The 15,299-nt window shown below is 38.2% G+C and carries 14 protein-coding genes, 2 tRNA genes and 1 riboswitch; of the genes, 10 read left to right on the top strand and 6 right to left on the bottom strand.

The annotated features are described in order from the left end of the window. Nucleotides 1-484: 484 nt before the first annotated feature. The 3 genes from ACQ86H_RS26740 to ACQ86H_RS26730 all read left to right on the top strand — a co-directional run bounded on the left by ACQ86H_RS26740 (nt 485) and on the right by ACQ86H_RS26730 (nt 3,960). Nucleotides 485-1,672: a hypothetical protein gene (locus ACQ86H_RS26740; protein WP_431293054.1), complete on the top strand. Its 1,188-nt coding sequence runs from the start codon at nt 485-487 to the stop codon at nt 1,670-1,672. A gap of 258 nt (nt 1,673-1,930) precedes the next feature. Continuing rightward, complete coding sequence (locus ACQ86H_RS26735) at nt 1,931-3,451, top strand: trypsin-like serine peptidase (protein ID WP_431293053.1); 1,521 nt, start codon at nt 1,931-1,933, stop codon at nt 3,449-3,451. Continuing rightward, on the top strand, nt 3,397-3,960 hold the full coding sequence (locus ACQ86H_RS26730; protein WP_431293052.1) for a T9SS type A sorting domain-containing protein: 564 nt from the start codon (nt 3,397-3,399) through the stop codon (nt 3,958-3,960). Before ACQ86H_RS26735 ends, ACQ86H_RS26730 begins: the two co-directional genes overlap by 55 nt. Before the next feature lie 192 nt (nt 3,961-4,152). Here ACQ86H_RS26730 and ACQ86H_RS26725 read toward each other — a convergent pair. Both ACQ86H_RS26725 and ACQ86H_RS26720 read right to left on the bottom strand, forming a co-directional pair. Next, nucleotides 4,153-4,224: transfer RNA gene (locus tag ACQ86H_RS26725), tRNA-Glu, on the bottom strand. A 54-nt stretch (nt 4,225-4,278) separates the two neighbouring features. Then, a tRNA-Met gene (locus ACQ86H_RS26720) sits at nt 4,279-4,354 on the bottom strand. 113 nt (nt 4,355-4,467) lie between these two features. Between ACQ86H_RS26720 and era the strand changes: the two genes are divergently transcribed. From era to ACQ86H_RS26705, 3 genes are all read left to right on the top strand, one after another. Next, entirely contained in the window at nt 4,468-5,364 is an 897-nt protein-coding gene (era, locus tag ACQ86H_RS26715) for a GTPase Era (protein WP_431293051.1), read from the top strand. A gap of 129 nt (nt 5,365-5,493) precedes the next feature. Next, complete coding sequence (der, locus tag ACQ86H_RS26710) at nt 5,494-6,795, top strand: ribosome biogenesis GTPase Der (protein WP_431293050.1); 1,302 nt, start codon at nt 5,494-5,496, stop codon at nt 6,793-6,795. 245 nt (nt 6,796-7,040) lie between these two features. Beyond that, complete coding sequence (locus ACQ86H_RS26705; RefSeq protein WP_431293049.1) at nt 7,041-7,550, top strand: GNAT family N-acetyltransferase; 510 nt, start codon at nt 7,041-7,043, stop codon at nt 7,548-7,550. 334 nt (nt 7,551-7,884) lie between these two features. Here the strand turns inward: ACQ86H_RS26705 and ACQ86H_RS26700 are convergent, their stop codons facing one another. The 4 genes from ACQ86H_RS26700 to ACQ86H_RS26685 form a co-directional block, all read right to left on the bottom strand. After that, nucleotides 7,885-8,391 carry a GNAT family N-acetyltransferase gene (locus tag ACQ86H_RS26700; protein ID WP_431293048.1) on the bottom strand — a complete coding sequence of 169 codons (507 nt, stop codon included), beginning with the start codon at nt 8,389-8,391 and terminating at the stop codon, nt 7,885-7,887. A gap of 113 nt (nt 8,392-8,504) precedes the next feature. Next, nucleotides 8,505-9,101 (bottom strand): short chain dehydrogenase, encoded by a 597-nt coding sequence (locus tag ACQ86H_RS26695; protein ID WP_431293047.1) that lies wholly within the window; start codon nt 9,099-9,101, stop codon nt 8,505-8,507. Nucleotides 9,102-9,173: 72 nt separating this feature from the next. Beyond that, nucleotides 9,174-10,166, bottom strand: a complete 993-nt coding sequence (locus ACQ86H_RS26690) for a histidine decarboxylase (protein ID WP_431295483.1) — start codon at nt 10,164-10,166, stop codon at nt 9,174-9,176. Between the two features lie 291 nt (nt 10,167-10,457). After that, nucleotides 10,458-11,999 carry a S41 family peptidase gene (locus tag ACQ86H_RS26685; protein ID WP_431293046.1) on the bottom strand — a complete coding sequence of 514 codons (1,542 nt, stop codon included), beginning with the start codon at nt 11,997-11,999 and terminating at the stop codon, nt 10,458-10,460. Nucleotides 12,000-12,253: 254 nt separating this feature from the next. Here ACQ86H_RS26685 and murQ point away from each other — a divergent pair, with 254 nt between their 5' ends. The 4 genes from murQ (at nt 12,254) to ACQ86H_RS26665 (ending at nt 14,823) form a co-directional block, all read left to right on the top strand. After that, entirely contained in the window at nt 12,254-13,057 is an 804-nt protein-coding gene (gene murQ / locus ACQ86H_RS26680) for an N-acetylmuramic acid 6-phosphate etherase (protein WP_431293045.1), read from the top strand. A 112-nt stretch (nt 13,058-13,169) separates the two neighbouring features. Next, the gene (locus ACQ86H_RS26675; RefSeq protein ID WP_138819636.1) at nt 13,170-13,736 is read left to right on the top strand and encodes a hypothetical protein; all 567 of its coding nucleotides are present in this window, start codon (nt 13,170-13,172) and stop codon (nt 13,734-13,736) included. 71 nt (nt 13,737-13,807) lie between these two features. Continuing rightward, nucleotides 13,808-14,041, top strand: a complete 234-nt coding sequence (locus tag ACQ86H_RS26670; RefSeq protein WP_431293044.1) for a hypothetical protein — start codon at nt 13,808-13,810, stop codon at nt 14,039-14,041. Between the two features lie 26 nt (nt 14,042-14,067). After that, entirely contained in the window at nt 14,068-14,823 is a 756-nt protein-coding gene (locus tag ACQ86H_RS26665; RefSeq protein WP_431293043.1) for a Bax inhibitor-1/YccA family protein, read from the top strand. Between the two features lie 288 nt (nt 14,824-15,111). Next, nucleotides 15,112-15,215: riboswitch (SAM riboswitch) on the top strand. Nucleotides 15,216-15,299 lie beyond the last annotated feature (84 nt).

The raw sequence follows: 15,299 nt of genomic DNA, 5'->3' as shown, positions 1-15,299 counted from the left end.
TTATTGAACATTTGAACTGCTAATTTAATGAAAATTGCCCTACACTAAAATTATAAGCCAATACATTTGAACTGCTAATCAAATAGTTAATTTGGGTTGTAAATGCTCTAAATTCCACTAATATGCCAATTTTAATATCCTTAACTACTTGTACTGGCTAAAAACGTGTGATTTAAGTTTAAATGTATTCAGTTTTACATCGATCAAATATGTATTTTTTATTTTTAGTTATAGTATTATAAAATGTATGATTTTTGTATGTTAATTAATAGGTTATGGTTGTAAATAAAAAGGGTTATGAATGATTACGGCTATTCACATACCTATTTGCAAATGGTAACCAGGCAGAAATATCTGTCAGTATATATGGTATTCAACAAAATTCCGGAGACTAAAAGAAAGGAGGAGCATTCAAGTAAGTACCCTTTATAAAAAAAATCAAAATTAGTGACTATCTATCTTTAAAAACCTTAATCAAACCATTATGAAATTTAAAATTTGTGTTATCGCTATTACGGTATTTTTACTACTCGGCTGTTCAAAAGAAAAAGAGCAAATTGAAGAAAATATTGAACCACAGTTAAAAGGATTGGCATCTATTGATGGCAATACCTATTATCAAACCATTGATGGGTTGGGCTTTTCCAGTGCGTGGTGTGGTACGCTTACTACAGCCAAAAATGATGCACTTTATAATACACTGGGTTTTTCTTTGTTAAGGGTTCGTTTCGACCAGAATAATGCGTGGGCAGATGAAACGAACAATGCCGCTGCGGCACATGTCCGGGGCGCTAAAGTATTAGGCTGCCCCTGGAAAATACCTGCTGCTTACCGATCAGGCAATACCATTCCATCTAACCAGTACATTAATTTCTGCAATTGGCTGGGTAGCGCTGCTTCAGCCATAAACTGTGATTTTGTATCTATAAAAAATGAGCCTGATGGCTCTTCGGAAGATGGAAATTTGGATGGAAACCAGATACGTGATATTATTAAAGCTGGCGGATCAAATATTGGCAAACCCATTGTTTGTGCTGATGCTATTAATTTTAACGATACCTATACTGACCCAACACTGAACGATGCAGCCGCTGTCGTTAAAATTTCTTATGTTTCCGGGCATCTTTATGGTGGTGGTAATTATGTGCACCAAAATGCGCTTAATAAAGGAAAACGCATTTGGATGACAGAATACTATGTTGAAAATAGCCGTGACAATATGGATAACTGTTTAGTTTTAGCTAAAAACATTAATGATTGTATGAACAATCAATTTAGTGCGTACTACTTTTGGTGGGTTAATGACAATGATGCAAGCGTTAACCTGGTTAATCAAAGTGGTACAATTTACAAAGCCGGCTACACCGGCGGCCAGTTTGCCAAATGGATAAGGCCAGGAAAACAAAGAATAGCCTGTACCTATAATCCTACCCCTAATGTTTATTTAACAGCCTACCGGGGAGGTGGATTGGTCATCGTGGCTGTTAATACAGGCACTTCCGCAGTAAGCCAGTCTTTTTCGGTTGCTAACGTTAGTGGCGTTGGTTCGCTGAATATTCATCGTACATCTAGTAATGAAAACATGTCTTCAATAGGATCAGTTGCTGTTTCGGGTAATGCATTTACGTATACGCTTCCTGCTAAAAGTATTACTACCTTTCACCAGTTTTAGCTGGTAGCACAGCTTATTGCAGTAAGCAACAAAATGCCGGATATCACCTTCATGGGCATGAAGTATTATTGTTTCATGCCCATGATATTTCCATAATAAGATTTAAGAAAAAGCAAATTTTTATTCATGACAGTGTATGTGGCGGATTTTTATCTTAATATGTTTATGAAGCTTATCTGCAATTGTTTTTTAGTACTGCTGTCAATACTTTTGTGTAGTTATTGTGCGGTTGCGCAAACTTATAATGATGCCATCCCCATGAGCCTTGCTGCCGGAATTAAGCCCTTAGAAAATTACGAAACTTTAAGCGGCAGTAGCAAAGGAAGAGCAGAGTTGTTGAGCAATAACGCATTACAAAGTTCTTCAGGTGTAAAATCTTATCAGTTTGCGGAAAGGGTAAATGTTAACCTTAATCCTGCAAATTCAGGACATTGGGATCAAACAACACATGGCAGAATTTGGCGCTTAGGCATCCATGGCGTTAATGCATATTCTATTTACCTGACTTTTAATTCCCTGAAACTATCAAAAGACGTAACGCTGTTCGTATATAACAATGGTTTAAGGCAGTTCAGAAAGTATAATCAAAAAAACAATGTAAGCAGTCACATCTCATTGGCTCCCGTTTCCGGAGATACAATAATGCTGGAATTGAATATACCTAATGGTGTAACTGATTATGGGGGTATTCAATTATCCAAAGTATATTTAGATAGAACCGGTATTTTTAAAACAGGAACCAAAAAAGTTTCTGCAAGTACCGAGGCTTATTGCGATCAAAATATAAATTGTGAAAATGGCATTAATTGGTTAACCGACAAAAGGGCTGTATGTAAAATTATTACCGATGGTAATCTAAGCTCGGGTACACTTATCGGTAATACATCAAAAGATAAGCAACCATATCTTCTAACATCTTTTCATACTATTTTCGATGAAAGCCATGCAGAAGAATCTGTGTTTATATTTAATTATGAGTATGATTGCGAACAAACATCGATCAGCGACGACCAGACCATTTCTGGTGCTAAACTTGTGGCTGCAGCTGATAAACTTGACTTTTCCCTGCTCAAACTTAATGAAGTGCCTCCAGCCTCTTTTCATCCTTATTACGCCGGTTGGGATGTAAGGGAGGTTCAACCCGAAGCTGGTGTTTGCATTCATCATCCTGGTGGCAGGTATAAACAGATTGCTATAACTTATAATCGGCTTAATTCGGCAACGTTCAATTCGGATTATAAAGCCAATTCTTCATGGCAGGTTGTTAAATGGAATATTGGTACTACTGAGCCCGGTTCTTCCGGAGCTCCGCTATACAACCAACAGCATAGGTTGGTGGGTAATTTAACGGGTGGCTATTCTTCCTGCAGTTCACAAGGTAGCGATTATTTTAATAAGTTAAGTGTTTCTTATACTTCCAGGGCAAAAATAGGAAATAAGCTGATCGAATTGCTTGATCCTGTACACCTTGGGGCAAGTTTTATGGATGGCTACGATCCTTATGGGTTTAATGCTGAACAATGTGATACGGTGTCTCATATCAGAGTTAAGGAGAAGACAGCTTACAGCCTGACCGAAAGGCCTTCTGATTACTTATTGGGAAATGCTTCTGTTATGTTTGCCGAGAAATTCACCACGCCAGGCTACTTGCTTTTGCCAGGTTTTTACTTAAATATTGCGCGGTTAGGAACTTTTAATCAAACTTCCAATATAAAAATAAAGATATGGGGCGGGGAAGCCTGCCCGGGCAGGAGATTTATACAAAGAACATTTTTTTGAAAGAATTAAAGGCTGGGTCGGTCAATTATATTTTGCTTGATTCTGTTCTAAAGTTAACCTCGGGCTTCTATATTGGCTACCAATTAATGGATGATAACCATAATGGGTTCGCAGTATATCATTCTGCAAATCGTGGTAAAACAGGTCCGTCGACAATGTATGTCTATGATGGTGCCTGGCACAATATTAATTCAATTGACAAAATTGATTACTCCGCTTCTATGTCAATTGGCATCGTTGAGTGTTACGGCAAAACAGATGAATTGCGGTCTGATGCTTTATTGCTGTTTCCTAATCCATGTAGTCAATATATAAATATTAATGTGCCCTTAACGTTTGCTATTGAGGGAGTAGATTGTTATGATATGAGTGGCCGCAAGCATGTTGTAGATTATCAACCATCCGAAGTATTCAAGCGTGTTTACTTTAATCTTTCGCCAGGGTTATATATACTGGTTGTTAAGGGCTCGGGGCTGCAACTGTCATCCAAATTTATTGTGGCCAACTAATCCAAACTTCCATAGCAATTTCTATGGTGCATTATACCTTATTTAACAGGACTTTATTGCGTTATAGGTACTTATCAGAACAGATACTCATTGACACGGGAGAATTAGCGTACTTTTTGATATGCCTATAAAACTTAAAAAGCTGTAAATCATAGATTTACAGCTTTTTAAAGGTTTTGATTTTAATACTTGTAGCCCGTAGGGGAATCGAACCCCTGTTTCCAGAATGAAAATCTGGCGTCCTCACCCCTAGACGAACGGGCCATTAATCTGAGTTTTGACTTTGGAGTCTTTAGTTTGGAGAAACTCCCAACTTCTTGGTAGCGGGGACACGACTCGAACGTGCGACCTTCGGGTTATGAGCCCGACGAGCTACCAACTGCTCCACCCCGCACGCTATACAACTCGTTTTTTTCTTTGAATTAAATCCTTAACTCTGTTTCCGAATTGGAATGCAAAGATATAATTCGTTTCTTTGTGCTGCAAATTTTTTTAAAAAATATTTTAATGGCGCATAAAGCAGGTTTTGTTAGTATAATAGGTAAACCAAATGTAGGTAAATCCACCCTCATGAATGTGCTTGTAGGCGAGCGACTTAGCATTATTACTCCTAAGGCACAAACCACAAGACACCGCATTTTAGGGATCGTAAATGAAGAAGAATATCAGATCGTTTTTTCTGATACTCCGGGTATAATTAAGCCAAAATACAGTTTACAAGAGAGCATGATGAGCTTTGTTAACGGATCTTTAACTGATGCAGATGTACTTTTGTTTGTAACCGATATCAATGAAGCGCACGATGAAGAGGATGTGCTGGAGAAAATCCTGAACCGGGATATTCCAACAATTGTACTGATTAATAAAATTGATAAAGCACTACAGGAACAGGTTGATGAGAAGATTGCTTACTGGCAGGAAAAGTTAAATCCGGTTGCTATTTACGCAATTTCAGCTTTACATAAACATAATGTAGATGGGTTGTTGGATCGTGTACTCGAAATGTTGCCGGAACACCCACCATATTACGATAAAGAAGATTTGACCGACCGCTCTGAGCGTTTCTTTGTTTCGGAGATTATCCGCGAAAAAATCTTCCTTAATTACCAGAAAGAAATTCCTTACAGTACCGAAGTTATTGTAAAGAGTTTTAAAGAAGAGAAAATGAAAAATGGCAAAGGCGCCATGATCAGGATTACGGCAGAAATTATCGTAGAACGCGATTCGCAGAAGAACATTTTAATTGGTACTGGTGGAAGCATGCTGAAAAAGGTAGGTACTGAAGCACGGTTAGAGATTGAGAAATTTTTAGACAGTAAGGTTTTTCTGGAAATGTTTGTAAAAGTAATTCCCGACTGGAGAAGTAAAAAGAATTATTTAAAAAGCTTCGGTTACGATAATTAACTGTACCTTTGCAGCCCGAAATGAATCGGTTAGTAGTTGATAGTCAATGGCTGATAGCCAAATAGTTTGAGCAGCTTGCCTGAACACCACGACCATTAATTATAAGCCATTAACTATCAAAAGAACACCATGAGTAATATTATAGCCATCGTAGGCAGGCCAAACGTAGGTAAGAGCACCCTTTTTAATAGATTAACCGAAAGCCGTAAGGCAATTGTAGATGATATCAGCGGTGTAACCCGCGACAGGCATTATGGAGTAGGTGAGTGGACCGACAGACAATTTACCGTAATCGATACCGGTGGTTATGTAGCCAACTCAGAAGATGTTTACGAAGCTGCCATCCGCGAGCAGGTAATGATTGCAATCGAAGAGGCCAGTGTTTTAATCTTTATGGTGGATGTAACAACAGGCATTACCGATTTAGATGATGATATTGCCCAGGTATTGCGTAGAAGTAATAAGCCCGTTTATGTTTGTGCAAATAAGGTAGATAATACCGCTTTATATAACGAAATCCATACTTTTTATGGTTTTGGATTAGGAGAAGTATATCCTCTGTCATCAATGACTGGTTCCGGAACAGGAGAGTTGTTGGATGAGGTAGTTAAAAATTTCGAAGATATTCCGGAAGAAGAAAACCAACTGCCTAAAATTACCATTGCTGGTCGCCCGAATGTGGGTAAATCTTCTTTGGTTAATGCATTAATTGGTAAAGAGCGTAATATCGTTACTGCAAATGCAGGTACAACCCGCGATTCAATTAAAATCCATTATAATCAATTCGGTCATGAGTTCATGCTGATCGATACTGCAGGATTACGGAAAAAAACAAAGGTTAAAGAAAATCTGGAGTTTTATTCCGTAATGCGTACCATCAAAGCTTTAGAAGAAGCTGACGTGGTGGTATTAATGATCGACGCCGTAGAAGGAATTGAAAGTCAGGATATCAATATTTTCCACCTGGCCGAGAAGAACAAAAAAGGTATTGTAATTCTGGTAAACAAATGGGATTTAATTGAAAAAAATACCCAAACCATGAAAGCTTTCGAAGAGCAGATTCATGAGCGTATCCGTCCGTTTACCGATGTGCCGATCATTTTCACCTCCGTATTAAACAAGCAGCGTATCTTTAAAGCAATAGAAGCGGCTTTAGAAGTTTATAAAAACCGTAGCAAGAAAATTCCTACATCTAAATTAAATGATGTCATGTTGCCGCTGATTGAAAAATTCCCGCCACCGGCATTAAAAGGAAAACACATTAAGATTAAATACATCACGCAGATTAATGCTACTTCGCCAATGTTTGCCTTTTTCTGCAACTTGCCACAGTACATTAAAGATCCGTATAAACGTTTCATCGAGAATAAATTAAGAGAAAACTTCGATTTTTCCGGTGCACCGATCCAGATTTATTTCAGACAGAAATAAGGTAAGGTTGAAGGTTTAAAGGTGGAGGGCGTAAGGTCGATATGCCTAAAAAACCAATCTATTAAAAACAGGGCTGCATTCCATAACAGCCCTGTTTTATTTTAATCGACCGTCATTTCGACCGTAGTGGAGAAATCTTTGAACTGTCCAATAACATAATTTAAAGATTTCTTCATTTCGCTGTACTCCATTCGAAAGGACGATCCTCCTTATCAGTGGTCAGAAAATACCCCTACCTTTGCTTCATGCAATTACAAGTACAAAATAGCCAGTCAGCTGACATCAATACCATTTTCGATTTTTACGATATGGCCATTGCCCATCAAAAGAAAGTATTTAATAAACACTGGCAGGGCTTTAGCAGAGAAATGGTACAAACCGAGATTGATGAAAGCCGTCAGTATAAAATCCTAGTAGATGGCGTTTTTGCCTGTGTTTTTGCTGTTACGTTTAACGATCCGTTGATCTGGGGAGAACGAGATCATGATGCGATATATATCCATAGAATTGTAACCCATCCTGAATTTAGAGGTTATTTTTTTGTGAAAGAAATCATCAAATGGGCTAAAGATTACGCAAAAAAGAACGACATTAAATTTATCAGAATGGATACCTGGGCGGATAACGAAAAACTGCTCGATTATTATACGGGTTGTGGTTTTGATTATGTTGGGGTAGTAACTATGGAAAAAACCGAAGGGCTACCAAAACACTATGAGGGAATCAGCTTAAGTTTGTTTGAGATTGTGCTGTAGCGCATTTCAAAGGTGCATCAAGGTGGCTCGTAACGAAATTTATGCTGTGATAAAATCATCAATATCTAGCGAGACGCTAAGACTAGAGGGTAGTCGTCCTGCTGAACTTGTTTTATTAGTAGTATTTATGATTTTAAAGGCCTAATAGCTACTTCGTGGTCAGCATCTTTCATATAAAAATAACCTTGTTGGATAGATCCTGAAATAACTTACCTTCGGTGAGCTCGCTCAAGGCTCGGTTTACTTCGTAGCTTTCCGCTTCGCTACAGGTCAGGATGACGGTAACTGCGTAGGTTTCTTATTCAGACATATTTATAATCCGAGTTGGTAAAACTTATTTCAACTTAATCTTCCAGTTTAACATATCATCTACTTCTCCAATACGGATAAAGTTGTTTTTTTCTAAAATAGAGTAAGAGGCCACATTGTCTTTTGTAGTGGCGGCATAAACCGATTTCACTTTAGGTTGTTTCTTTGCCCATTTGATGATTCTGCCGACAGCCTCTGTCATAAATCCCCGACCTCGAAATTCTTCGTAAGTACCGTAACCGATTTCGATTTCGCCATTTGGATCTGGCTCGCCAATAAAACAAATATCGCCTACAATTCTATGATCGGGTTTGGATATGATGGTCCATAAAGTATGGTATAGATAATCTTTATCCTTATCAAAAACATTAGGTAAAATCGTTTGTTCCAAAGCCTCTTGAAGCGAAGGAGAAATGTTTTTCTTGGTTGGTAGAAGGCCAAACTCTTGTTCTAAAGAATGATCATCTTTAATATATTTTAAAAGTTGATCGTGCGTTAATGGTTTTAAAATGAGGCGTTCTGTTTCTATCATGCTTGAGTTTGTTATATAGACTATATAAAACTTTGGGTTTTGAATAAGCAAAATTTTACAATAAGCTTTTATTGAAAAACGACGTCCTGGATTTTTTCAAATACCGAACATAATTAATAAACCTTTATTACCTGGCCCGATACAATGCCCAGCACACTTTTCTCATAAGCTTTAACCACTTTCTCCATGGCAACCGGAATTTCCCCGGGAAAAGAATCGAAATAAGCAGGAGAATCTTCAACTACGTTAGGACTAATAGCGTTGATACGAACTCCATTTTCAAGTTCTGGAGCAGCAGCCATAACAAATGCATTTAAACCTCCGTTTATGGTGCTCAGTGCTGATCCCGCAGCAACAGGATTTTCTGCCAATATTCCAGAAGTTAGTGTAAATGAACCGCCTTTATTAATGTAATGCTGACCGATAAGCACCAGGTTAACCTGACCCAACAGTTTATCCAGCAAGCCACCCTTAAATACTTCACCCGTCATCTGATTTACAGGCGCAAAGGGACCTTTACCGCTCGTACTGATCAGGGCATCGAAAGCCCCGATTTGCTCGAACATATTTTTAACCGATGTTTCACTGGTAATATCTACCTGGACATCGCCTTTAGTATTTCCTACACGGATGACCTCGTATTTTGGTGCAAAACCTTCAGCCACCTTTCTGCCAAGTGTGCCTGTTGCACCAACAATTATTATTTTCATTTAAACCTCTTTAATATGAATATCACTAATATCGTTTTAAACATCAGAGGTTATCGAAATGTTTGTAGATCATCAATCCTGCAATACCATTTCGGCTTTAAGGTCGGTAATCAAGAGGTCGATATGCATTTGCGTAACATTTGGCATGCAGATGATATGCGAATTTCCCTGCTCTGCTGCTAGCTGCCATTTTTTGCAGATGCTGGCAGATGGTGTAGGAAAGTTTACAGTAATGGCATTCGCATTTCGCCATGCAGCAATACCTAGCGCTTTAAGTTTTTGTTCAGTATAAGCTGCAGTTGCTAGGCTGTGTATGGCTCTGCTCTTTAAACCCGCTATGCCCAAACGTTTAATGGTATGCCATAAAAATAGAGGGCTATGTCCATTTCTGGATCCCGTAATAGTGGTGTCAACACTTCCGATGTAAGCAACCGAACGGGCAATCCGATCACGGTTCGATTTTTTGGCCACCACGACCCCACAAGGCATGGGCGAGCCGAAAAACTTATGGCCGCTAATGGCAATGCTGTCGGCACCATCTTCAAAATCGAATGCTGGCCTTGGTTCAATCAGTGCGCTGTAGGTACCAGAAAGTGCCGCATCAGCGTGGATATAATAGTGTTGGATAGCCAGTTTTTTTAAGATGGCTTTAATTTTGGCCACATCATCACGTGCCTCGGTCATGGTAGTGCCAATATTGGCCATAATAATAACAGGCATGTGGCGGTTCATTCTAATGGTGTGCTCAAGGTCTTCGTAATCGATTTCTCCGTTGTCTTGCGTGCGGATAACGATGTTTGACATATTGAGTAAATGCAGGTTCTTTTGCACGCTATAATGTGTAGCTTCAGAATAATAGACCATTCCCTTTGGGTGTAACTCGCGGGCAAGGTACAAGCCATAGAGATTACCCTCTGAGCCACCATTCGTAACGTAACCCCACCAATTATCAGCTGGTGCGCGAAAAAGTTCGGCAAAAACCGGACTACTTCTTTTTCCAGCTCCCGGGAGCCAACGCCATAGGTAGAAGTAACGAAAGGATCGCCCAGGTTGTTCATCGGGTATTTTAAAAAATCAGAAAGTGACTGGTAATCAAAATCTTTAGATACCGGATAACCTAAAAATAAATCGGTTTGCTCCTTAACCTTTTCTAAAAGGTTGTCCAATACTCGTTGATCTTTTGCTGCTAACCTCGCCTCCATAATATGATATGATTTGAATACAAAATTAATCAAAACAAAATATAGTATTAGTTAATGTTTTTGAATTGAAATATTATGTTGTTTTATACTGATTTTTCGAAATTTAAAATTTATTTAGCTGCTTGATTTAGCCTCAATAAAGTATAAAATATGGCTATTGAAGGTTAAGAAGTGCTTGTCTTACCGCATTGTCTGTCTGGTTTGCGGCCTTATAATAACCAACATCGCCCAGATAATAGCGACAAAGCAAAGCTTTAAGGTCATTTAAAATCACATTTTTCGAATTGTACAGTTGAAAACGATCTATTGCTATGTTTTTGCGTTGAAGAAATCCGATGAAGTCCTTAAAGTCGTTATCGTTTATGGTGAAGATATTGATATTCTGTTCTACAAAACTGGCACTGTACTTATTGGTGAGTACATTAAACACGTAGTCAGAAAGTATTTTCTTGCTTACCAGATTACTGTAAAACTTATTATAGCCATTTGTATCTAATTTCACAAATATATCTGGCTGGATCCCGCCAATTCGTTTAACTTTTTTGTTAGGCTGAATATTTACACCTTCAGTTTTCTCAATAGAATCCTGGAAAGAGGTACGGTCTCCTGTGAGCTCTCCATCCGTCATCCGTTCGTCTAATTCATGTTTATAAGCATCATAACCTTTTTTGTATGATTTTTGGATACTCCGACCGGATGGCGTATAATATCTTGCAATGGTTAAGTTCAATGCAGAGCCATCGCCAAAAGCAAATTGCTCTTGTACCAGGCCTTTGCCAAAAGAGCGGCGGCCAACAATAATCCCACGTCCTAAATCCTGGATGGCTCCTGCTACAATTTCACTTGCTGAAGCAGTATTTTCATTAATCAGCACAGCCAACTTCCCATTTTGAAAAGACCCGGTACCAGTAGAAAAATAATCGGTGCGTGGCTCATGCTTGCCTTGTGTATACACAATGAGTTTGTTCTCGCCCAAAAACTGATCGGCGAGGCCCGTCGCCGCTGTAAAATAACCACCTCCATTATCGCGAAGGTCAAGAATCAGTTTTTTCATGCCCTTTGCTTTAAGATTATTGGCTGCAGCAGAAAAATCGTTATCCGTATTGGCGCCAAACTTACTTATCCGAACATAACCAGTTTCGTTGTTAATCATGTAGGCCGCATCAATACTGCTTACGTTTACCTTACCACGGGTAACCATGATGCGGTTACTTTGTGGCGCTCCCGGGTGTAAAAGCACTACACTCACGCCCGTACCGGATTTGCCTTTAAAACGACCTGTAAGTTGATCTTTTGGTAGGTTTCGGCCACTTACTACTGCGGTATCAATACTCAGTATCTTATCACCCAATTTAATTCCCGCCTGGTATGCTGGTCCATCTTTAACCACACCGGTAACCATCATGGTATCATTAAGCATGTAATATTCTATGCCTACACCTTCAAAATTTCCTTCCAGGTTATCGGTCATATCTTGCGCATCAGTTGGTGGCAAGTAAACACTATGTGGATCGAGTTGGTGTAAAACACTATCGATAGGTAAATTTTGAAGCGAATCGGTATTGATATCATCAACATAATTGCCGTTAATGATGTGTAAGATTTCGTTTAATTTTTCGTCGCTGTTATTGGCTAGTTGAGGACTTCTTTTAACGCCAAAGCCTTGATCTTTAATGAATTTTATACCCAAAAACATACCTGCTATTAAAATAACAGAATAGCTTACAGCAATCAGTATGTTGTTACGGGTATTTTTTCATTGGCGTTATTGCAAATTTATGAAAATTAGCGAGTTGATATATTTTTTAACTGCATTTTCATGTCTTTTGTTTATAATATTTAACATTAATTAACGCAATGAATAGAATGATTGAAATTAGTGAGCGATATTTTTGATTTTTTAGCGTAGAATTTAAAAAGAATTTACCGAATTTTATCAAAATTATATTTATGAACAGAGTTACCGAGCAAGAATCTAACTATAACCACATTGATCAGATGTCGGTGTTGGAAGTTTTGCAGGGCATTAATAACGAAGATAAAACTGTAGCTTTTGCAGTCGAGAAATCTTTGCCTCAGATCGAAAAATTAACATCGGCCGTTGCCGAAAGGATGAAAAAAGGTGGTCGTCTATTTTACATCGGTGCAGGTACAAGTGGTCGTTTAGGTGTGGTAGATGCTTCAGAGTGCCCGCCTACTTATGGTGTTCCTTTTGATTGGGTTGTAGGGATTATTGCTGGCGGAGATACTGCCATTAGAAGAGCAGTAGAATTTGCTGAAGATGACGCCGGACAAGCCTGGAAAGATCTTCAGGAATTTGGGATTAATGAGAAAGATTGTTTAGTTGGCCTGGCGGCGTCAGGTACTACGCCGTATGTAATCGGTGGATTAAACACCGCACGTAAGTATGGCATTTTAACCGGCTGCATTGTTTGTAATGCAGGCGGACCTATTGCTGCAGAATCGGATTTTCCGGTTGAAGTGGTGGTTGGCCCTGAATTTATTACCGGCTCCACCCGCATGAAATCCGGTACGGCGCAGAAAATGGTATTAAATATGTTAAGCACTACTGTTATGGTTCAGCTGGGACGTGTAGTTGGCAATAAAATGGTCGATATGCAGTTAACTAACCATAAACTGGTCGATAGAGGTACACAAATGGTTGCCGATGAACTGAATATCGGTTATGATGAGGCGGCCGAATTGCTGAACCGTTATGGAAGTGTACGTAGAGCCGTGGAAGCAGGACACTAAGAAATGATAGAAGGATGGATTGAGTGAATGAAAGAATTAGTGATTGATAGCATGTAAGAGTAGCATTAATCATTCCCTCATTCAAAACTCGCTCATTCAATAATTAGAAAATATGCACGAAATTGAGCCTTATTACCAGTGGAGAGATGATTATATTTCGGCAGAAGATGAGCGTTCGCCATTTTATAATACCGAATATTCAGAACTTTACTTCGATAAGCAGATTTATAACTTTTTATTGCATCCGCAATGGGATGAGTTTGGTTCGAATACACTGTACATGAAGGTATTATATGCCGACTACGACAGAAGTTATGCCATTATCGAATTTATCGGCGAGTGGAACGATGCCATTAACAACGATATTATGCTGATGAAGCGCGATATTTTAGAGCTGATGATGGACGAAGGCATTAATAAGTTTATCCTGATAGGAGAAAATGTACTTAATTTTCACGCTTCAGATGATAGTTATTACGAAGAATGGTTTCAGGAAGTAGAAGATGGCTGGATTGTTGGGGTAAATTTTCAGGAGCATGTGATCAGCGAATTTCGCGATAATAGCATCGATTATTACATTAACTTTGGCGGTGCATTTGATAATCTGCCATGGCGTACATTAAAACCGTTACAATTCTTTAAAAAAGTTGAAGAACTGTTGACAAAAAGATTGAACTAAAATATTATCTTTATCTTACGAGATAATTTAAAGAAAGAGATTAACAAGGCAAAGCTTAATCATTAATAATTATGAATATTTCAGTAACTCAGTTATATGCACCTTTAAGCGAAAAGCTAGATAAGGATGTTGCCGAAAATTTAACAAGTTATATTGAGTCTAAAGTTGATAAAACAGTTGTAGATAAAACTGCACATTTAGCCTCAAAAGAAGATTTGGCAAATACAAAAACAGACATGATAAAATGGTTTGTTGGGTTATTCATAGCTTTAGCATTAATGATAATCGGACTTTATTTCAAATAAAAACTAATAAATACACAAAAAATTAAATGGAACAACAAAATTATCAATATCAGGACAACAGTGTTTTCGTTCAGGAACGATCTGTTTCTAAAAAATTCTTTGCCAACGTTTTCTTATGGATGTTTGTGGCGTTAAGTTTATCGACAGTGGCAGCGTATTTATTTGGTACTAATGAGCAATTGATGCAATACCTTTTAAATATTAATCCCTCAACTGGAAAAGTGAGCATGTCGATTTTCGGTTATGTAGCGATGTTTGCACCACTCGGATTGGTTTTATTAATGGGATTCGGTTTAAGCAGATTATCATTGCCAGCATTAATTGGCGTTTTTGTACTTTATTCAGTATTAACTGGAGTGAGTTTAAGTTTTATCTTGTTAACTTATACTTCAGGCTCAGTGGTGAGTTGTTTTGCTGGAGCTGCCGGAATATTTGGAATTATGGCATTTATGGGTTATACAACCAATATCGATCTAAGTAAATTTGGGCCAATTTTAATGGTTGGCGTAATTGGTTTAGTGATTGCCAGTGTAATAAATATGTTTGTTCAAAGCGAACAGTTCAGTTTGTTTATGGCATTCATTGGTATTGCCATATTTACGGCATTAACGGCTTACGATGTGCAAAAAATAAAAAGAATTGGCGAAGGGATCGAAGCTAGCGGCGAACAGGTTCTTCAGATTGAATCTAAAAAAATGGCTATTGTAGCTGCGCTGTCCTTATACTTAGATTTCTTAAATATCTTCCTTTTCTTATTACGCATTTTCGGAAGCAGAAAGTAATGAATAAGTTTGTCGCAGTTGTTAGCTTCATCTTAATTGGCGCTTGTATACAGGCGATAACTAAATCTTTTATAACCGAAAATATCTATATTGTAAGTTCCGTAGGTGGAATTTGGTTGGCGTATATAGTAATTTTGTATAATAAAAAATATGGAAAAAAGGTAGTCTGCTGATTTTAAAAACAGAACAATATTCTTAAGGCTGCGCAGTTTTGCGTGGCCTTTGTAATTTTATTTGGTTGCAAGGCGATAAATTTTGGAATTGATGTTGCTTTGTTGCATTTTTGTATGCTTATTAAGAAAGACGGAGGGATTAGACCCAACGAAGTCTTAGCAACCTGTAACCTACAAGGTGCTAAATTCTATTCTGCAAATAGCGGAAACAGATAAGTTTAGGATTACGATTCACGTACCAACTTTTTAGATAAGCCTTTTAGGATGTAATAATGTATAATGGAGGATGTATGATGTGTCTTG

The sequence above is a fragment of the Pedobacter sp. P26 genome, from assembly GCF_050632135.1.
GTDB lineage: Bacteria > Bacteroidota > Bacteroidia > Sphingobacteriales > Sphingobacteriaceae > Pedobacter.
The sequence above is the reverse complement of the archived record's forward strand: the minus strand, read 5'-3'. Positions and strand labels throughout refer to the sequence as shown.